Raw genomic sequence first — 19,587 nt, 5'->3', positions numbered from 1 at the left:
GGAGCCGCCGCCGCGGCCGCGCCCACCATGTCGGAAGACATGAAGGAGGCCCACATGCGTGTGGTGAAGACGTTGGTCATGGCGGCGGCGATCGTGGCGATGACGGCGGGGACGGCGGCCGCCTCGAGCGGCACCGGTGGTTGGGAGCCGACGAGCACGCCGCCGTTCGTCATCCCGGCCGGCGAGGTGTGCCAGTTCGAGGTGAAGGGCGACATCGTCCGGGACCAGGAGCGGATGCGCACGCCCGCCACCTATCCCGACGGCTCGCCGAAGGTGCAGGATTTCGCCGGTGTACTGGTGATCCGCTACACGAACACGAGCAACCACAAGTCGGTCGTGCGGGACGCCACCGGCACGATCCGCGTGTACTACCTGGAGGACGGCACCCGGATCCTGCAGCTGCACGGCAACAACGCCCTGCCGATCAAGGCGGCCAACGTCGGCTTCCCCGGCGGCGACTACATCACCCACGGCGACTTCGTCGTGATCAGGCACCCGGACGGCAACCGCGAGGTCCCGGTCCAGCTCGGCACGATGGAGAACCTCTGCCGGACCCTCGCGTAGAGCACAGCGGACGAAGGGCCCCCGCCGTGTGGCGGGGGCCCTTCTGGGTGGAACTAGAGCGCCGGGTAGGCGTTCGTCATCAGCTGCTGGAACTGGGCCGAGAACCAGGCACCGGAGACCGGGGCGTTGGGCAGGGCGCCACTCATGCTGTTGCCGTTGCGGCCGTTACCGGTGTAGGTCGGGTCGCACATCCCGTCGAAGCCCTTGCCGCCCGGGTTGTTCGGGCCGGTGGGGATCAGCGAGCTGGAGCCGTCGGACTCGCCCGGGGGCTTGATCCAGACGTACGCGTCGATACCGGTGGCCGGGGTCGCCCGCGGACGCTCGCCGAGGCCGGCACCGGACTGGTTGCACCAGTTACCGGCGTGGATGCGGCGGTCGATGCGGGACGCGTTGACCCAGGTGTTCATGTCGGTCGAGGTGCTCGCCGCGGTCGGCCGGGCGGTGCCGCCCCAGCCGTTGCGGGAGGTGTCGATCAGCATGCCGATGTTGCTGTTGAAGCCGAGCGAGACCAGCTTCGTGCGGAAGGCCTGCGCGAAGGAGAGCTCGTCGGTGTAGAAGTTCCAGTCGACCCACTTGGACTGCCGGACCGACTGGCCGCCGACGGTGGCGTTGATGGTGACGAACGGCTCGACGAGCGCCGAGTAGTTCGCGGTGTTGGTGATGAAGCCGTCGACGGTGGCGAAGCCGCCGGTGGCACCCTGCACCGTGGTGGCGAACAGCTGCGCGGCGGGGCCGAAGTTGCTGTCCCAGCCGAGCCAGCCGTGGTGCGCGGCGTCGATGTAGTTGTAGGTGTTGGTGCCAGCGGCGTGCAGCTTGCTCAGGGCGTACTGGATGCCCGTCGAGTAGTTGCCGTTGGCCTTCATGACCGCGCAGGCCGCGGTCGCGCCGGCCTCGCCGCCCGCGTTGGTGACGATGTTGGGCAGCGAGTCGATCTCGACGATGTTGACGATGCGGATCGACTTGTACTTCGGGTCGGCCTCGATCGCGGCGATCGGGTCGATGTACTCGGTCTTGTACCGGTCGATCTCTGTCGGGCCGAGCTCGCCGTTGGAGGCCAGCGCGGCGCAGTCACGGCCGGGCAGGTTGTAGATGACGAACTGCGCGAGCGTGGCGCCCTGGGCGAGAGCGTTGTCGAGGTGCTTGCGCATGCTCGTCGTGTAGCCGGAGCCCGACGGCGCGGTGATCGCGGCGATCGTGTCCAGCCAGACACCGGTCGGCTGGTTGGAGATCCGGCTGCCACCGGCCTCGGCGGCGGCCTTGGCGGACCAGTCCGGGTTCACGTAGACCTTGGCGCCGACGTACGGGTTGTCGACGTGCGTCGGGTCGTTGCCACCAGTGGTGACGGTGATCGGGACCGCGGTGCTGGTGGTCGACAGGTTCGCCGCGTTGTACGCCTTGGCGGTCAGCGAGTACGAGCCGGCGGCGACGTTGGTCCAGCTGTAGGTGTACGGCGAGCTGGTGTCGGTGCCGAGCAGCGTCGAGCCGTTGTAGAACTCGACCTTGCTGATCGTGCTGCCGGACGAGGTCGCGGTCGCGGCCAGGCTCACCGTGGCGGGCGCGGTGAACGAGGAGCCGGACGACGGGCTGGTCAGCGACACGACCGGGGCGGTCGGGTTCTGCGACTGGGACTGCGACGGCGACGCCGACGGCGACTGGCTCGTCGGGCTGCCCGTGCACGCCACGCCGTTCACCGTGAAGTTGGTGCCGGCCGGGTTGGCGCTGCTCCAGTTGCCGTTGAACCCGAAGGAGATGACCCCGCCGGTGGCGACGGTGCCGTTGTAGCTCAGGTTCGTGGCGCTGACGTGCGTGCCGGTCTGGGTCTTGTTGGCGTTCCAGATCTGCGAAATGGTCTGGGACGCGTTGCCGAAGTCCCAGCCGACGTTCCAGCTGGTGAGCGGGTCGCCGAGGTTCGTGACGTCGACCTGGGCACCGAAACCGCCGGGCCACTGGTTGGTGATCGTGTACTTGGCCGAACAACCGGCCGCCGCGAACGCCTGGTTCGCGATCAAAACGGTACCCCCGGCCGCCACGACTGCGGCGGCCGATATGAGGGCGAGCTTGCGCCTCATCGAGTCTCCTTACTTGGTGTTGCGGCTGATGCGTCACACGGTCCGCACCGGCCCGTCACCCCGTCAAGGCGATCGATCGCGGGGGTGCCGCCCACCTCGTGCGGAATCGGAAAGGAGCCTGAAACTTTCGCCACGAACCCCCGTCCCACCAGCCTGTTCATGGCCGGCGCGGGCACGGTCCGAGCTCCCGCCGACCACCGGCACGGCGGCTCTGCATCGAGTTCTGTGAATGCCTTGGTACGGAAGGTGCGGTTACCCGAACCCAGAGCCTCGCGGCAGCACCGATGCCCCGCGGACCCGTCCCGACCAGGCTCGACGGCATGGAACCCGTCCTGGCACTCGAGAACGTCGCCCGCGTCTTCCCCCGCGGCGTCACCGCGCTCCGGCAGGTGTCGCTGACCGTCGGCGCCGGAGAGTTCGTCGCCGTCATGGGGGCGACCGGCTCGGGCAAGAGCACGCTGTTGCACTGCGCCGCCGGGCTGGACCGGCCGACGTCCGGCTCGGTCCGGCTGGCCGGACGCGAGATCAGCAGGATGCGGGAGGGGCCGCTCACCCGCTGGCGGCGCGACCGGGTGGGCTTCGTCTTCCAGTCGTACAACCTGCTGCTGCTCGCCGAGCACGACATCGAGGTGACGGCCGCGGTCGGCGACGCGGAGGCACTGCTCGCTGCGGTCGCCGCGGACCCACCTGACGCGGCGGTCGTCGACGTGCGGATGCCGCCCGGCCACGTCGACGAAGGACTGCGGGCGGCGCTGGCGATCAGGGCCACGCACCCCCAGGTCGGGGTGCTGGTCTTCTCGCAGTGGGTCGAGACCAGCTACGCCCGCCGGCTCCTCTCCGAGCACGCCGGTCACGTCGGCTACCTGCTGAAGGACCGCATCGTCAGCACCGGCGAGTTCGTCGGCGCGCTGCAACGCGTCGCGGCCGGCGGCACCGCCCTGGACCCCGAGGTCGTCCGGCAGCTGCTCGCCACGCCCGCCGCCGACGCGGGGCTCGCCCGGCTGAGCGACCGGGAGCGGGAGATCCTCGGCCTGCTCGCCGAGGGCCGCTCCAACGTGGCCATCGCCGAGCGCCTGCACCTGGTCGAGCGCAGCGTCGAGAAGCACGTCACCGCCATCTTCACCAAGCTCGACCTGCCGCAGGCCCGCACCGACCACCGCCGGGTGCTGGCCGTCCTGCGTTACCTGAGGTCCTGACGCGTGGCGATGGCAAGGTACGGTATGCGCGCTTGACAGGCGGCTCCGAGCCGGCTGGCTGGCTCAGCCGCACCACTCGACAGGAGGCCGGGCACGCTGTGGACCACCAGATCCTGTTCGTCCTCGGCGTCCTCCTCGGCAATGCCGTCGGGTGCCTGCTGGCCGTGTTCTGCCTGGTCCGGATGACCGACCAGCGGCGCTCGGCGCGCAGCCGCCTCCTGCTGGTGCTGGTGGCGTCGTGGGCGCTGGTCGAGACCGCCCGCGACGACATGCTCTTCGTCGCCGCCACCGCCATCCACATGAGCGACTACCAGGTCCACTTCTTCCTGGCCCCGAGCATGGTCCTGACCGTGCTCGCGGTGGCGTTCACGGCCGGCGTCCTGTGGCTGGTCGCCAAGCACCCTCATCCAGTGTGGACAGCCGGCGCCGGCACGGCGGTCGGCCTGCTGCTGGGCGTGATGAGCCTGCAGGCGGCGCTCGCCGGGCGCACCAGCTCGGCCTTGTCGATCGACACCGTCAACGCCCTGGTCGTCGCCGCCGGCCTCGGCGTCGCGACAGGCATCTCCGTGTGGCTGGGCACCGGCGCCACCCGCCGGTCCACCATCGCGACCGCCGTCACCCTGCTGGCGATCTGCCTGACGATCGCGCAGTACCGGATCGCCAGCGTGGTGACCACGGACCCGTCCATCCAGGTCGACAGCGACGCCGGCATCGACCCGATCCAACTGGGCGTGTTCACCGCCGTGGCATTCGGCATCCGAGCCATCGCGCTCACCGTCATGAGCATCATCGACGAGAGCAGCCTGGAGCCCTCACCGGACCAGGACCTGCTCGCCATCCGCGACCGGCACTGACACAACCACGCCCCGCGAGCAGGGGGCGTTCATGACCACCCCCATCCATTCAGGAGCGGACATGCGACAGCATGCACTGCGCCGTACCCTGCTCTACGCAGCGGTGACGGCAGCCACGATCGCAGGCGCGGCGGTCTCCACCACGCCGGCGCACGCCGCGACCGGCGCAAGTGTCATCACCGTGGGCGCGGGAGCCACGGTGACGGTGGACGACCAGCTGCCGACCGGGACCATCTCCGGCAGCCTGCTGAACCGGGACGGCACACCGGCCTGGGCATACCTCACGGTCTTCGACAGCGCCGAGCAGAACTTCGTCACCAGCGTCAGCGTGCCGTCCAGCGGCGCGTTCACGCTCGATCTGCCGGCCGGCTCGTACAAGCTCAACTACCGGGTCCGCAACGCGTTCGACCAGTGGTCGGGCGGGAAGACCTCCTACGAGACCGCGGTGCCCGTCGAGGTGACCGCCGGCCAGGCGGTGCAGGTCGTGGAGACGGTGCTGCCGACGGGTTCGGTCGGCGGGCGGTTGACCAAGGCCGACGGCAGCCCGGCGGCGAACGTGGGCGTCACCGCCAGCCAGCCGGGCGGCAGCGGCTCGGGCTGGACGAGCACCGGCACCGACGGGCGGTACCGCATCGACGACCTGATGCTCGGCGACTACGTCGTCGCGTTCTCCGGGCCCGCGGGGGTCTCGCAGTACGCGCACGGCAAGCTCGACAGCGCCGCGGCCGACCGGTTCACGGTGGCCGACGGGCAGCTGACCACGGTCGACGAGACCTTCCTGCCGACGGGCGCGATCCGGGTCGTCGCGCACGACGCCACGACCGGCGGACCGCTGGAGCACTTCTGCGTGTGGGCGACGAACACCGACAACGTCAGAGGCTGCGCCACCGGTGCCGAGTTGCCGATCACCGGCCTCTTCGTCGGCAGGTACACACTCAGCGTCAACATCGACGACCGCCTCCACCTGACGGCGCCCTACACGCCGGTCACGGTCACCGCCGGGCAGACCGCGACGATCGACGTGGCCATGCGCCAGGGCGCGTCGATCACCGCCACCATGGTCAGCCGCGACGGCGGCACCGCGGTCGACGGCTGCATCGGCGTGGCGAACATCGACCAGCCCTACGGCTACGACCCGTACGGCTTCTGCTCGGACGAGCGGCCGGGCCCGACGCCGGGCTCGGTGGTGATCGGTCCGCTGGAGCCGGGCACGTACCAGCTGCTCGCCGACCCGCGCGGCGACGCACTCGGCCTGCAGTGGGTCGGCGCGGCCGGTGGCACCGGCGACCGCGGTGCCGCCCAGCGGTTCACGGTCGCGTCCGGAGACCAGATCACCACGCCGACCATCCAGTTCGACCGGGCCGGCACGGTCCGCGGCAAGGTGACCGACGTCAACACCGGCGCCCCGCTCGCAAGCGTCTGCGTCTCGGTCGTCGCGCTGTCGCACGGCTTCGCTCCCCAGGGCGGCTGCGCATTCTCGACCGGCGCCGACGGCACGTACAGCATCCCGGGCGTCGGCCCGTACGCGTGGCCGGTGCAGTTCATCGGCCGTGGCTACCAGTGGCGCTGGTCCGGCAACGCGGCGAACCGCCCCGAGGCGACGATGGTGACGGTGCCCGCCGGCAAGAAGGCCGCCGCGAACATCAAACTGCGCACCGGCGGCGGCACGCTCACCGGCACGGTCCACGACACGGTCGGCAACCCGCTCAACGCGTTCGTGGTCGCGTTCGACGCCCTGTCCGGCGAGGCCGTCCACTCCGGCGACAGCAACAACCAGTACAGCAACCCGCCCATGACATTCACGATCCCGAACATCGCCCCGCAACAGATCAAGATCTTCTACCAGCTGCCCGACGGCCGCAGCGGCTGGCTCGGCGGCGCCGACCTCGCACACGCCCAGCCGTTCCAGATCCGGAACAACAAGACCCTGACCGTCGACGTCATCGTCCCGTAGCGACACCGGCCGGGGCCCGCCACAGCGGACCCCGGCCCGACCCCAGTAGAAGCCCGGACGGTTTCATGTCGAGTCCTGCAGATATCGGCCCACCGCGGACGAGAAGACCCCAGTGGGCAATGCCAGCGGCGGGCTCGCCGGTGGCGGCTCGGGCAATGCGGCCAGCCCGGCGATGAACGTCCCACGGTGCGCCGCCGACGATTGGCCCGCCGCGGTGAGCCAGTACCGGTCAGCGGCAACGTCGAACTCGACCAGCCCAGCCGCCGCCAGCCGGCCGAGCCCCGCCACAAACTCGTCCTCCCGCGGAATCGCATGGTTGAGGTAGTCAGCAGCGGCGATCACCCCACGCAACGACGACCCCCGTGCCGAGTCCACCCCGCTGATCGACCGCAGAATCCACACGTCTGAGAGTGTCCAGCCTGCTTCCAAAGCGGTCTCCATCTTGGCGGGGACAGGTGGATCACAAGCGACCTGAAGCCACCAACGACAACGTATGTGACAGAACCAGTTCGGTAAACGAGACCTTCACCTGTGGCCTGCTCGGCTCAAGCCTCGCGAGGAGCGGTGCCGCACTCGCCCGCAGCCGCAGACGCCACCGTAGTCATACCGGTGCAGTTCCCCTGTCATGTGCCGGCGCTCACGACAGCGGGCTCGGGGTCGGACCTGCCCGCGGGCGGCTGGGGGTCGTGGTGCTTGAAGAGCTTGCTGGGCCACCACATCCATCGCCCCACGTCCAGGGTGAGCGCGGTGACCAGCACCGAGCGGACGATCATGGTGTCAAGCAGCACGCCGAACGCCACCGCGAACCCTAGCTGCGCCGCGAACACCAACGGCAGCGATCCCAGCGCCGCGAAGGTGCCGGCCAGTACCAGACCCGCCGACGTGATCACGCTGCCGGTGGCGGACAGCCCGGTCCGCGCGCCGCGCCGGGTGCCGTGTAGCCGTGCCTCTTCCCGCACCCGGGTCACCAGGAAGATGTTGTAGTCGATGCCCAGGGCGACCAGGAACACGAACACCAGGAGCGGGAAGTTCGCGTCCGCCCCGGCGAAGTCGAACACGTGATTGAACATCAGAGCGCTCACGCCGAGGGCCGCTCCGAATGACAGCACCACCGTCGCCATGAGCAGCAGCGGGGCGACGATCGCCCGCAGCAGCAGCGCGAGGATGCAGAAGACCACGAGCAGCACGATGGGGATGATCACCTTGGTGTCGCGGGCGGCTGACTGTTGCGTATCGAATGCGATCGCCGTGCTGCCGCCGAGCCGGGCATCCGCGCCCTCGATCTTGTGGATCGCGGTTCTGGCCTGCTCGACGGTGCGCATCGCGGCCTCGCTGCCGGGAGCGTCCTTGAGCGTCCCGAGAACGAGGACCTCACCATCCTTGATCATCGGCGCCGCGACGTCGGCGATCCCTGGAACGCCTGACAGCACGCTCTTGACCTGCTCCGCCGAGGCGGCCTTGGCCACGACGTAGACAGGGTCGCCCGACCCGGCCGGGAAGTGCCTGGACTGGATCTCCTCGCCGACGACCGCCTGTGGCTCGTTGGTGAACTGGCCCTTGCCCGGAATCCCATCGGCCTTGAGTCCCGTCACCCCGAGTGTCAGGACGCCGAGGGCGAGCGCGGTGCCGACCCATACGATCCGCGGCCGGCCGGCGATGACGGCGCCGACCCGCGTCCAGATGCTGTCCTTGACCGTGCCCACCGAGCCGTACGACGGCTTCGCGGGCCAGAAGATCCAGCGGCCGCAAATGACCAGCAGAGCCGGCATCAGCGTGACCATGGCGAGCAGCCCGACGAGAATGCCGACGGCACAGGCCGGCCCGAGCCCTTTGGTGGAGTTGAGCGTGGCCAGCAGCAGCACCAGCAGGCTGACAGCGACGGTCGCGGCGCTGGCGATGATCGCCGGGCTGGAGCGGTACAAGGCCTCCGCCATCGCCTCGTGCCGGTCCTCGTGGCGCCGCAGCTCCTCCCGGTACCGCGAGATGAGCAGGAGCGCATAGTCGGTGGCGGCGCCGAACACCAGGACGGTCAGAACGAGGCTGGTCTGCGTGTTGACGGTGAGGCCGGCATGCTTCGCCAGCACGTAGATCACCGCTTCCGCCATGACCAGGGCGCCACCCGCGGACAGCAGCGGCAGCAGTGGCAGCAGCGGGCTGCGGTAGGTGAGCAGCAGGATGACGACCACCACCAATGCGGTGATCATCCCGAGGGCGCCACCCCCTCCGAAGGCCGTGATCGAGTCGGACGCATAACCGGCCGGTCCAGTGACGTGGAACCCGAGACCGTCGGCGTTCTGTTCGCCGATCCTGGTCATCGCGTCAACGACCTTGTGAGCCCCGGCCCAGCCCTCGTTACCGTCGTCGACCTGGACCACAGTCTGGATGGCCTTGCCGTCCTCGGCCCGCAGCGGGCCCTGCGGCTGCCCCACGACCTTGTCGATGCCCTTGAAGGCTTCGACGTCAGCCTGCGCCTTGGCCATGTCGGCAGGTGTGACACCCTCAGGTCGGTCGTAGATCACGATCGCCGGCAGGGTCTCGGCGGGCTGGAACTTCTTGGCCTGGTCGATGACCTTGGTCGCCTCCGCGTTGCTGGGCAGCCAGGCGGAATTGTCGTTCTTCTCGACATCGCCCAGCTTGCCGGCCAGCATGAGCGCCGGCACCATCAGGATGATCCAGAAGGCCAAGACGGCCCATTTCGCAATCCTGCCACTGGGCAGGGTCATGACTTTTCGCAACATGGAGATTCCTCAGTGTCCAGTCGACGTGGGAAAGCTTGCCGGGATTGATGACGGCGTAGATCCGCACACCTGGCCGCCGCCCGAATCGAGGGCGAGAACGACGACGGCGAAGGGTGCCGTCGAGGGCGCCAGGGCCTGCAGGACCCTTACCGGCTGATCTGACGCCGGACCGTCATCGCGACGAGTTTGTCTGGATTGCGGACGGCGTAGAAGTTGGTGATCTTCCCGTCGATGATCTCGATCAGGAGGACACCTTCGGGACGATCGCCGATGCGCGCGACCATCGCGGGACCGTTGTTGCAGTTGGCCATCTGGATCCGCATACCCGGCATCCGCCCGCCCGTGCGGAAGAGATCGATGAGGAGGCCGGCCACCTTCTGCGCGCCCACCACCGGCGAACGCGCCGCGGTGGCCTTGCCACCGCTGTCGGCGGTCCAGGTGACGTTCGGCGCGAGCAGGGACAGCAGCCCGGCCATGTCCCCGGTGACCGACGCGGTCCTGAACCGCTCGGTGATCTGCATGGTCTCCGCGGCGTCGACGGGCTGGAACCGCCTGCGTCGCGCCTGCACGTGCTCGCGGGAGCGGTGCGCCACCTGATGCACCGTCGCCACGGATTTGCCCACCGCCGCGGCGATCTCGTCGTAGCCGAAGCCGAACACCTCGCGCAGCACGAACACCGCACGCTCATCGGGGGTGAGCGTTTCGAGCAGCACGAGCATCGCCATCGACACCGACTCGGCGAGCACCACATCGGCCGAGGGGTCGGCGTCGTCGAGCAGCAGCGGTTCGGGCAGCCACGGGCCTACGTAGTCCTCGCGACGGCGCGCACTTGCCCGCAACGCGTTGAGTGCCTGACGGGTCACCAGCCGTGCCAGGTACGACCGGGTGTCCCGCACCGTCGCGAGGTCCACCTCGGCCCACCGCAGATAGCTGTCCTGCAGCACGTCGTCGGATTCGGTGGCCGAGCCGAGTATCTCGTAGACGATCGTGAACAGTAACGGCCGCAACAGGGTGAATCGCTCGGCATGCTCGTCCGTGGTCATTGAGACGTGCCCACCGGCGCGACGGAGGCCGGCTGCCGCAGCCGGCGACCGCCCTTGACCCAGCCGACGGAACCCGGCTCGCGGGCCTCGCGACGGATCCTCGACACCGCGACCTTGCAGGTCAGCTCCTTGATCGCGGCACCCAGGCGGCCGCCGATGTAGATGCTCACCGCGGTGTCGTCCCTGCGGGCGAGCTGGCGCATGGCGGTGTGCCGGCCGAGGCTGACGCACGATCCCGTGAGTGCCTGGTCGATCGCCGCCGGTTCGGTCCCCGCGATGCGGCTCAGCACGGTGTCGGCGGCCTGAACCCCCAACGGCCCCGCGGCCTGACAGCTCATCCGCAGCGGCCGGCCGGACGGCGCTGCGGCGTCCCCGGCGGCGACCACCCGATCGTCATCAATGCTGGTCAACGTCTCATCCGTAAGCAGCCGCCCGAGCGTGTCAGTGCGCAGCCCGCTCGCGGCCGCCAACTCCGGTACACCGAAACCGGTCGCCCAGACGGTCACTGCGCTCGAACGCGTCGTACCGTCGGCGAGGACGATCGCATCCGGCCGAACCTCGGTCACCACGTCGGCCTCGAGCACGGTGACACCGTGCCGCGACAGCCACTTGGCGGCGTATCGGCGACCCGGCGCACTCCATGACGACACCAGGATGCCGCCACACACCAGGGTGACCGTCCGTCCCTGCTCGGCCAGTTCGGCGGCCGTCTCGACGCCGGTCAGTCCGCCGCCGACCACGGTGACCGGAGCCCCGACGGGCAACTCGTCCAGCCTGGCGCGCAGCCGCCGCGCGGACTCGAACTCGGCGATGGGGTGCGCGAACTCGGCCGCGCCACGCACCGATGACGGTATCGCTGCGGTGCTACCGACCGCGTAGAGGACATAGTCATACTTCAGCGTCCGGCCCGACGCCAGCAGCACTACGCGCGCGGCGGTATCGATGCGCGTGGCGCTGTCCACAACCAACTGGATGCCGTCGCCGAGCAGCCTGCCGTAGCCGACCGTGGCGTCGGCGGTGCCGGCCACAAACTGGTGCAGCCGCATTCGTTCGACGAAGTCCGGCCGGGGATTGACCAGGGTGATGCCGACGCCGGCCCGCATCCGCAGATGATTGGCCGCGAGCGTTCCGGCGTAACCACCGCCGATGACGACGACCCTGTGGCGTGTGTCGTTGTGCTCAGTCATGCCCCCAAGACACCGGGGAGCGCCGAGACCTGACACGACGTGACGCGCGTCACCCCACAGAAGTACGCCGGACACGCCGACCGGGCGAGCGGCCCCGTTCCCGGAATCAGGTTGGCAGGCGTTGAGTTTGCTGGAACTTCGATCCGTCGGCGAGCTTGGCGGTGGCGTCGCCGGCCCGGCGAGACGAGCCGGAGTGTCGCCGCGTTCCAGCAGCGCACTTCGCAGACGCTCCCCCACCGGGGAGCACGAGCTTGCTCGTGCGCGGGGAATCCGAACCGGAACGGTGAAGCTGACGATCGCGTACTTGAACCCGGCCGTCCGACCCACGTGTCACGTGCCATCCACCGTGAGCCAGGCCGGAAGCGGCGAGGACGGAAACACCACCGCGACATTGTCGGCGGACGGTTGCAGCTCCGAGCCAGATCGATGGCTCTCGCCCAGGAAAAGGTTGACGTCGCCGCGGTCGTACCGAAGTGTTGCCCAACGGCACCAGAACCCGTCGTCGTCCGGTTCGTAATGCACCTGGACGTCGAGGACCGACCGGCCCGCGAAGTCGGCCCAGCCACTTCGCGCCGTCACGTCCCACACCGCCACGTCCGCTTCGGGTCTCACAGCGTTGCCGAGCAGCGGCTGCTCCCAGAACACCAGCCCCTCGGTCCAGCTCGGCGACTGCCAGGTAACGCTGAACACCCGGCCGTCCGCGCACTCGAGCTCGACACCGTAGTCGATGGAGTCGAACCCATCGCATCGCCACGTCGGTCGCGCCCACTCCGCCTCGTCGACGATCCGGCGCGGCCCCTCGTATTCGGCAGCAACCTCGTGACGGAAGTAGTCGATGTCGACGTATCGCACCGTGCGGACGACCGCGCCAGCCATCTGCCGAGCGCGCTCCTCACGGGCATGGCGCTCGGCAGCCGTACGGACGAACGACACCATCGGATCGGACACCGAGACATTGTCGACGGCATCGCGGCCGGCGCACCTGAAATTTCCTGGTGCGGCGGATGCGTTGGAGGAGACCGGCTTCGACGGCGATCCACCGTCGTCCTCCGCGAAAAACGGACCACCTTGATCGGTCGTGGCACGACATGAACCGTGCAGCTCACCACGGGCGATCGGCACACGTCCTCAGCGCCCCCTGCCCCCAGCGCGACGACAGACCTCGAACGGACAACTGCACAGGCAGTCCGAGCCCGGTCGAGGCACCCACGGGAGCGCCCCTTGCCGACCCTCCGCCGCGGCGACGGATCTTGAGGGGGCGAGGGTGGAGCGAAGCTCCCCCTGTGGGGAGCACCGGCGGAGCCGGTGCGCGGGGAATCCGGAACCGCCACCGCCGAACGCCCCCTGCGTGAGCAGGGGGCGTTCGGCGGTGGAGCTGACGCCGGCCTACTTGAACCCGCTGGGTCCGATCCGTAGTTGCACCGACCCGCTGGACTAAGGTGTTAGCTAAGGAGGTCTCATGTCGAGCGAAGCAGTCGTTGCGCAGTTCAACATCCACGACGCGAAGACCAACCTCTCCCGGATCATCGACCGCGTGGAGCACGGCGAAGAGATCATCATCAGTCGCGCCGGCACGCCGGTCGCCAAGGTGATCCCGCTTCACCCACGCATCAAACGCGCTGGCCGAGGCTCACTGACCGGCCAGCTCACCGTGAGCGACGACTGGGACTCGCCGGCCGTCAACGACAGCATCGCCGACGACTTCGGCTTGACGCAGTGAGCCTCCTGCTCGACACCCATGTGGTCCTGTGGTGGCTCACCGATGACGAAACGTTGGCCGAGGAGGTCAAGGACCGCCTCGATCACGAACGCAACGTCTACATCAGCCCGGCCACCATCTGGGAAGTAGCCATCAAGCAGTCCATGGGCAAGCTGCAACCGGCGGACCTGCCAGAGCACATCCGCAACAGCGGGTTTCGCGAGCTACCCATCACATCCGCCCACGCCATCGCCGCAGGGCGCCTGCCCCTCATCCACCGCGACCCGTTCGATCGGATGCTCATCGCCCAGGCCCAACTCGAAGAACTCACGTTGGTCACCCGCGACGCACACATCCACAAGTACGACGTCGACTTCCTCGCGGTCTGATCCCGCGCATGCCCAGCACGCGCCCGCGACCCGAGACACCACACGCGACCAGCGAACGCCGCGACGCTCCTGAAAGGGCACGGGTGAAGCGAAGCTCCCCCGCTGCGGTCCGATCCCAAGCATGCCCAGCACGCGCCCGCGACCCGAGACACCACACGCGACCAACGAACGCCGCGACGGTCTTGAGGGGGCGCGGGTGGAGCGAAGCTCCCCCGATGGGGAGCACCGGCGCAGCCGGTGCGCGGGGAATCCGGAACCGCCAACGGCGAACGCCCCCTGCGTGAGCAGGGGGCGTTCGGCGGTGGACCTAACGCTCGCCTACTTGAACCCGCGTCCATAGACGTTGGCGCCAGCATCCGCAGCCCTGCGGACGGCGCGACTCCTGAACACGCTGTGTCCCTCACCGAGTAGGAGAATCTACGCATGGCAATGGCGTGGGTGATTCGTTCAGGGCGGCACGGCGAGCGAGACCAGTGGGCACTCGACAACAGCGTCTCTGGTGGTGGCTGGCGCGAGCTCCCAGACCTCAACCCGTATACCACTCGTGAAGATGTGGCCAAGATCGTTGGGACTTCGTGGCCCGCCGCGACCGCGGGCAGACAAAACAACTACACGGGCCAGCTATGGGCGCTCCGTTCTCGGATCAAGCAGGGCGACCTGCTCGTCATGCCACTCAAAACCACGAAACAGATAGCACTTGGGCGCATCACCAGCGGCTACGAGTACCTCGCGGATGAAGCAGAACCGGACCGTCGGCATGTTGTCCGGGTCGACTGGACACGAACGGATCTCCCTCGATCCGCCGTTAAGCAAGACCTACTGTTCACGCTTGGAAGCGCTATGTCGATCTTCGCGCCGAGCAAGAACAACGCTGTTGCTCGCTTGGAGCACCTCTTGCGGTTCGGCACCGACCCAGGAAACGCTGCACTCACCGGGGTCACCCCGAAGGGCGCGGCGCTGAGCCCCGCAACCGACGTCGCAGGTCAAACCGACGTCGACGAACCCGAACTCGCGGCTGACATCGAAGAGGTGGCCCTAGATCAGATCACCGCCCGCATAGCCGAAGAGTTCGCCGGCCACGACCTTGCGACGCTCGTAACGGCCATCCTGACCGCGGAGGGCTTTCTGTGCACACAGTCACCGCCCGGCCCAGACGGCGGCGTCGACATCACGGCAGGACGCGGCCCGCTCGGTCTCGACAGCCCGCGCCTACTCGCTCAGGTCAAGTCCGGTTCGCAGATCGGCTCTCCTGTCGTCACGCAGCTTCACGGGGTGATGACGACGCACGGAGCCGATCAAGGTCTCCTCGTCGCATGGGGCGGTCTAACCAAACCGGCGCGTGACGCCCTGAAGAACCAGCATCTGCGGGTGCGGGTTTGGGAGGCGTCCGATGTTGTCGATGCCGTGTTGCGCATCTACGACCGACTGCCCGAAGCAGTACGGGCTCGGCTTCCCCTACGCCGCGTATGGATGCTCGCGGACGGCGGCCTCTGACAAGCGTCGACGACCTCAAACACTTCGGGCGGCCCCATCCAACCTTTGATGAGGCCGCCGAGTGGATCTTCCCGGGAGGCCAATGAGGACCTACTTGAACCTATCCCCTGAGACTTTGTGTACTTGGGGCAAGCCCTCGCCGGGCATGGGGACAGTCCTGTGAGGGTGTAAGCGCCGCTGCAGCACGGTTCGCCAAGCGAGGAGCCGCGACGGCTGGCTGGCTTCTGCTGCCAGTCGGTGACTTTGCGGTCTTGAGGGGGCGCGGGTGGAGCGAAGCTCCCCCGATGGGGAGCACCGGCGGAGCCGGTGCGCGGGGAATACGGAACCGCCAACGGCGAACGCCCCCTGCGTGAGCAGGGGGCGTTCGGCGGTGGAGCTGACGATTGCCTACTTGAACCGAAATCCCAACGCCTACTGCCCGAAGAGCGCCGAGAGGTCAACTCCATCACGGGAGCGCCTCCAGCACCGCCTGCCATTCACGTCATAGCCGGCGAGCGCCTTACCGGCACCAGACGGGGAAGTGAAGACCCTTCCGTCCTCCAGCTCCAAGCATCCGTCGGCGGTGACGAACCCGCGATGCGTACCACCGCGCCGCTTCCACTCCAGCTCTTCTTCCACTCGGAGGTCGCCGGACGCCAGCAGCGGTGCCAACTCGCCGACCGGACGCCTTACGGAGCTCGAGGATGCGTTTGCAGGGCCTGCTTTCACGCCGGTCGCGTTGTCGATGCCCAGTTCGCGCCGTAGCACGGAGTTGGGCGTGTCCACGAACGGCTTTGCCCGCTTCTGGAGCCAGTCGTATACATCGTCATCCACTCGGATCGTTGGCATCATCCGGCCCTTCGCAACAAACAAACACTGTCACAGACAGACAGTATTTGAGCACTCCTAACGCGGTCGCCGCAAGGGGACCTCCGTCGAAGGCCATGACGCGCCTCGAGGTCTTGGTTTCGCCGGCGGCAACGATCGACCCCAGACAAGATCATCCGGTGTCACCAGCATCGTTGACCACGACGACGTTCGTGGACGGCGCGACGCTGTTCGCCGGCCACACAAGGTCGAATACGTGGGTATGGCGCGCCAAACAGGATCTCGCTCGGGGGTGCGCCGGCGTGCCAGGTCCATTCGAACTCTCCAGGCGCTTGCTGCCGATCATGTCCACACCGGCGACCTGTCGTCAGCGCTTCTCGACGTCGAGCCCGAACCGAACGTCGGTGGACCGGCAGCCCACAGCCGAGACGACCGCCCGACCAAAATCACAGAACATATGTGCCAATCCCGATCGGAAGATGCCGCCGCAGATCTTGAGGGGGTGTGGGTGGAGCGAAGCTCCCCCACTGGGGAGCACCAGCGAAGCCGGTGCGCGGGGAATACGACACCTCCAACGGCGGACGGCCCCTGCTGACGCAGGGGCCGTCCGCCGTTGGAGGTGTCAATGGCCTACTTGAACCAGCCGCAGTAACGCACTGAGCGGTTCGCATGGCCCCACCTGGACCTCGCTGTCGACAGCACGCCAAGCACCGACAGAATCCGGTTGCCTGACATCGAATGTGCGCACACCCGGCCTTTTCTTACCCTCGCCCGCGTCGCACCGGTGCCTTCAATTCTGCAAAGAAGTCGCGCCATTCAGCCAAAGCCTCCTGTCCCGCAGCAGTTGAGAAGTACCACTGCCAAATCATTCCGCGAAGCTGAGCGACGTTGAAGCCCAAGTCACTTGCTACCGAGTTGACGCGATCATGCGGATCGTCGCCTTCAAAGAGACTTAGCGAAGCAATAATCTTTTCCCTGGACCGACTGAGGACTTCGTCTAACTGCGATTCGCTCTTGAGTAGGTCAAGAAGAAATTCCTCCGGAGTCCTGCTAGTCGGCAGAAATATGATGTTTTGCAGATTCCTGCTTGATTTTGCACGCTCGTCGCCATCAAGGACGCCCACGTATCGGAGAGTCGCATCTGCAACGTCTGGCATCGCCGCTGCGCTTCTCACCTTGGCCGAGTCAGTAAAGTTCCAGATTTCGTACGCCCACTTTTCATTCAGCTCTAGTTCAGCTGCGAACAACTGCGCCCACTGACGACCGGCCTCATCTTCTACCGCCAGAACGAGATTGGTCGGCGCTGCCGTCCGCAAAGCGCGCCACATTTGAGAATCGCTGCCAACGTCGACTCGCGTGTCTCCCGAACCTACATTTCTTAGTAGTACCCGGTAGGCACTAGGCGCCTTTGCGAGGCCATATGCAGAGTGAGTAGCAACCACTATAGGTGACTTATTACTATTCGCATAGTCCGCAATTACAGTCAGGGCTCGTGCCGACGACTCCGTCGAAAGAAAGAGATCCGGCTCGTCAAAGAACAGGATGCTTTCGGGCTCCGCCGATTTCAATACCCAAAGCAGATTCATCGCCGCTAGCTCGCCCCGGCTAATTGATTCAGTGCCGTACCTCTTTCCGTTGTAGGTAAGCGTAAAGTACGGCAACACATCGGGACGGAAGTCCAGCAAAATAGCAGGATCCGCTCGCTGAGCGTTCAGAGGTTCAGTAAATTGGTCTAGATTGACCGGTTCGACGGGTGTGCTTTCTTCCGTCAAGTGTTCCATCGCACTTGACTCGTCTACGGTCGCGTCCAATTCGGCAATGCTGGCCTGTTGATAGTCTCGGCCGACCAGCCAACTAAGGAGACGCAATTCTTTCGGTCTCAAATTAGATTCGCCGGCCTGTTCGACTCTGGAGCCGAGGTCGCGGTCAATCTGCGTCGACCGCAACTGGACCTGGCTCAGGTGAAAAATGTCTATGTAATAGACTTGTGAGACGTTGCCTTCAATGCCAAGCACCACGTTCGGGACTGCTGGCTCGTTGACCTTCCCAAAGCTGGGTAAGAGAATGGGTTCGTCAACTACATCGGCACCTAGACTTGCCGCTACTGACCGAAGCAGTCTGGTCTTGCCACTCGCATTCACGCCGCAGAAAAGTGTAAGACCGGCGTTCAAGCGAATGTGTCCGTCCAAAAATCCTGGCAGCCCCTGTAGGTGCAAGCATCGAAGTCTAGCCTTATGCTTCCACTCGCTATCATCCACTCGCCGCCATGCATTGACCTGATCATGGGATCGCATTTTAGAGATCCCCCCACACGTCATTTCGATCGAGTACACCGAGCACGGATGCTTCAAAGTTGACCTGAGTTTCGGCGCGCTTCAAATGCGATAGAAGTCCGCGTATCTGTTCGAACTCTTCAAGCTCGGGCTGGACAATCGCAGCAACTCGCCAAAGGCAGGCGTCTCGAGCAACTACTGACAGAATGTCCGCAACCCGCAGGCTTGCGCGGTCATCATATAGCGCCAGATAGGAATTCATTACTGTCGGACGCCCACCAGGCAGGCCACCTTTCCTTACTTCTGCGCGCCCAATTTCGACCTCGTGAAGAAGAGTAGAACTCCAGTCTTTGACGCCCAACTTTATGCCACGAGCGAAGAATAGCAACCATGAGAGCAGTGTAGCCTTGTTGAGGCGAATACTCCCGCTTAATGGTCGAATTTGGTCGGTTAATAGCTCAACGGTCTGATACAGTCGCTCAACCGTCTTCTGCGCAAACCCGTCCGCAGATCGGAACTGTTGCTCGAGCCGTGCTGCATTCGTAGAGATGCGGAGCGTTCCTTCCTGCAAATACACACATGCCCTGGCGAGAATATCGTCATACGCAAGGCGGGCGTTCTCAAACCCGATCAACTGCCTGTCCCAGCCCAATTGCTCGACATACTTAGTCAACTGGCGTACCTGCGAACGGCTGCTACCCATGAGTGCGTTGCGCTTTTCCGCTTGCGTTAATCCTGTCGGCTGATTCAGTCGAAAGAATAGCTCATGGGGCTCTTCAGGCATATAGTCATGCAGTCGGTATGAGCGAATTGTGTAATTGTTGATTCTTCGCTGGGTCTCTGTATCCAGCTCCGAAAATAGCTTTCCAGCCAATCCCGCCAGACGGGGGTCCACCGGCAGAAATTCGCCGACGCGGATCTTATCTCTTACAAAGCGCCATATCGAGGTCAACCTCTGCTGTCCGTCGAGAACAGCCATAGTCTCATTCGAGTACACGAGAAAGTGCATCGGCGGAACAGACCAGCCTCGAAGAATTGTATCTATCAGCTTCGCCTGCTTCTGCTCGTTCCAGGCGATTCCACGTTGGAAGTCCGGTTGTAAGTCGATTTCCCGCTCGGCGAGCCTGGAGATGAGCGTCCGAATGTCAGGCTCCCACGGGTCTAGTCGCATTCCACCGAACCACCTTTCATCGAGAACTAACCATGCAGACTAGCATCCGACTGATGATCGGCCCAGCCCGATACGCATTTATCAACCAGACGGTTAAGGTTGACGTGCCGCAAGTGCACTTATCGTCGCCCTTTGGCGGGCTAGGTCGC

The 19,587-nt window shown here is 66.2% G+C and carries 16 protein-coding genes; 7 read left to right on the top strand and 9 right to left on the bottom strand.

Features of this window, described 5'->3' with window-relative positions:
* Window positions 1-54: 54 nt before the first annotated feature.
* On the top strand, window positions 55-564 hold the full coding sequence (locus ABZ321_RS38380) for a hypothetical protein (protein WP_344501579.1): 510 nt from the start codon (window positions 55-57) through the stop codon (window positions 562-564).
* A gap of 53 nt (window positions 565-617) precedes the next feature.
* On the opposite strand, the gene ABZ321_RS38375 is transcribed toward ABZ321_RS38380, so the two are convergent.
* Entirely contained in the window at window positions 618-2,633 is a 2,016-nt protein-coding gene (locus tag ABZ321_RS38375; RefSeq protein ID WP_354900473.1) for a glycoside hydrolase family 6 protein, read from the bottom strand.
* A gap of 284 nt (window positions 2,634-2,917) precedes the next feature.
* On the opposite strand from ABZ321_RS38375, the gene ABZ321_RS38370 reads away from it, so the two are divergent.
* The 3 genes from ABZ321_RS38370 (at window position 2,918) to ABZ321_RS38360 (ending at window position 6,637) form a co-directional block, all read left to right on the top strand.
* Window positions 2,918-3,829 (top strand): ATP-binding cassette domain-containing protein, encoded by a 912-nt coding sequence (locus ABZ321_RS38370; protein ID WP_354900471.1) that lies wholly within the window; start codon window positions 2,918-2,920, stop codon window positions 3,827-3,829.
* A 98-nt stretch (window positions 3,830-3,927) separates the two neighbouring features.
* Window positions 3,928-4,683 carry a hypothetical protein gene (locus ABZ321_RS38365; RefSeq protein WP_344501582.1) on the top strand — a complete coding sequence of 252 codons (756 nt, stop codon included), beginning with the start codon at window positions 3,928-3,930 and terminating at the stop codon, window positions 4,681-4,683.
* 61 nt (window positions 4,684-4,744) lie between these two features.
* Window positions 4,745-6,637 (top strand): carboxypeptidase-like regulatory domain-containing protein, encoded by a 1,893-nt coding sequence (locus ABZ321_RS38360; RefSeq protein WP_354900469.1) that lies wholly within the window; start codon window positions 4,745-4,747, stop codon window positions 6,635-6,637.
* 63 nt (window positions 6,638-6,700) lie between these two features.
* On the opposite strand, the gene ABZ321_RS38355 is transcribed toward ABZ321_RS38360, so the two are convergent.
* The 5 genes from ABZ321_RS38355 to ABZ321_RS38335 all read right to left on the bottom strand — a co-directional run bounded on the left by ABZ321_RS38355 (window position 6,701) and on the right by ABZ321_RS38335 (window position 12,727).
* Window positions 6,701-7,066 (bottom strand): hypothetical protein, encoded by a 366-nt coding sequence (locus ABZ321_RS38355; protein ID WP_354900467.1) that lies wholly within the window; start codon window positions 7,064-7,066, stop codon window positions 6,701-6,703.
* Window positions 7,067-7,260: 194 nt separating this feature from the next.
* Window positions 7,261-9,321, bottom strand: a complete 2,061-nt coding sequence (locus ABZ321_RS38350; RefSeq protein WP_354900465.1) for an MMPL family transporter — start codon at window positions 9,319-9,321, stop codon at window positions 7,261-7,263.
* Between the two features lie 200 nt (window positions 9,322-9,521).
* The gene (sigJ, locus tag ABZ321_RS38345; RefSeq protein ID WP_354900463.1) at window positions 9,522-10,418 is read right to left on the bottom strand and encodes an RNA polymerase sigma factor SigJ; all 897 of its coding nucleotides are present in this window, start codon (window positions 10,416-10,418) and stop codon (window positions 9,522-9,524) included.
* The gene (locus tag ABZ321_RS38340) at window positions 10,415-11,605 is read right to left on the bottom strand and encodes an FAD-dependent oxidoreductase (protein WP_354900461.1); all 1,191 of its coding nucleotides are present in this window, start codon (window positions 11,603-11,605) and stop codon (window positions 10,415-10,417) included. The genes sigJ and ABZ321_RS38340 overlap by 4 nt, the downstream gene beginning before the upstream one ends.
* A gap of 330 nt (window positions 11,606-11,935) precedes the next feature.
* Window positions 11,936-12,727, bottom strand: coding sequence for a hypothetical protein (locus ABZ321_RS38335; protein ID WP_354900459.1), 792 nt, complete (start codon window positions 12,725-12,727; stop codon window positions 11,936-11,938).
* Window positions 12,728-13,064: 337 nt separating this feature from the next.
* Between ABZ321_RS38335 and ABZ321_RS38330 the strand changes: the two genes are divergently transcribed.
* The 3 genes from ABZ321_RS38330 to ABZ321_RS38320 all read left to right on the top strand — a co-directional run bounded on the left by ABZ321_RS38330 (window position 13,065) and on the right by ABZ321_RS38320 (window position 15,187).
* Window positions 13,065-13,325: a type II toxin-antitoxin system prevent-host-death family antitoxin gene (locus ABZ321_RS38330; RefSeq protein ID WP_344501590.1), complete on the top strand. Its 261-nt coding sequence runs from the start codon at window positions 13,065-13,067 to the stop codon at window positions 13,323-13,325.
* Window positions 13,322-13,693, top strand: a complete 372-nt coding sequence (locus ABZ321_RS38325; RefSeq protein ID WP_354900457.1) for a type II toxin-antitoxin system VapC family toxin — start codon at window positions 13,322-13,324, stop codon at window positions 13,691-13,693. The genes ABZ321_RS38330 and ABZ321_RS38325 overlap by 4 nt, the downstream gene beginning before the upstream one ends.
* 423 nt (window positions 13,694-14,116) lie before the next feature.
* Entirely contained in the window at window positions 14,117-15,187 is a 1,071-nt protein-coding gene (locus tag ABZ321_RS38320; protein ID WP_354900455.1) for a restriction endonuclease, read from the top strand.
* Between the two features lie 411 nt (window positions 15,188-15,598).
* Here the strand turns inward: ABZ321_RS38320 and ABZ321_RS38315 are convergent, their stop codons facing one another.
* The 3 genes from ABZ321_RS38315 to ABZ321_RS38305 form a co-directional block, all read right to left on the bottom strand.
* Window positions 15,599-16,000, bottom strand: a complete 402-nt coding sequence (locus ABZ321_RS38315; protein ID WP_354900453.1) for a hypothetical protein — start codon at window positions 15,998-16,000, stop codon at window positions 15,599-15,601.
* Window positions 16,001-16,755: 755 nt separating this feature from the next.
* Window positions 16,756-18,210 carry an AAA family ATPase gene (locus ABZ321_RS38310; RefSeq protein ID WP_354900451.1) on the bottom strand — a complete coding sequence of 485 codons (1,455 nt, stop codon included), beginning with the start codon at window positions 18,208-18,210 and terminating at the stop codon, window positions 16,756-16,758.
* Window positions 18,211-18,289: 79 nt separating this feature from the next.
* Entirely contained in the window at window positions 18,290-19,438 is a 1,149-nt protein-coding gene (locus ABZ321_RS38305; protein WP_354900449.1) for a DUF262 domain-containing protein, read from the bottom strand.
* Window positions 19,439-19,587 lie beyond the last annotated feature (149 nt).

The sequence above is a fragment of the Dactylosporangium sp. NPDC006015 genome (assembly GCF_040614215.1).
Classification (GTDB): domain Bacteria; phylum Actinomycetota; class Actinomycetes; order Mycobacteriales; family Micromonosporaceae; genus Dactylosporangium; species Dactylosporangium maewongense.
The sequence above is the reverse complement of the archived record's forward strand: the minus strand, read 5'-3'. Positions and strand labels throughout refer to the sequence as shown.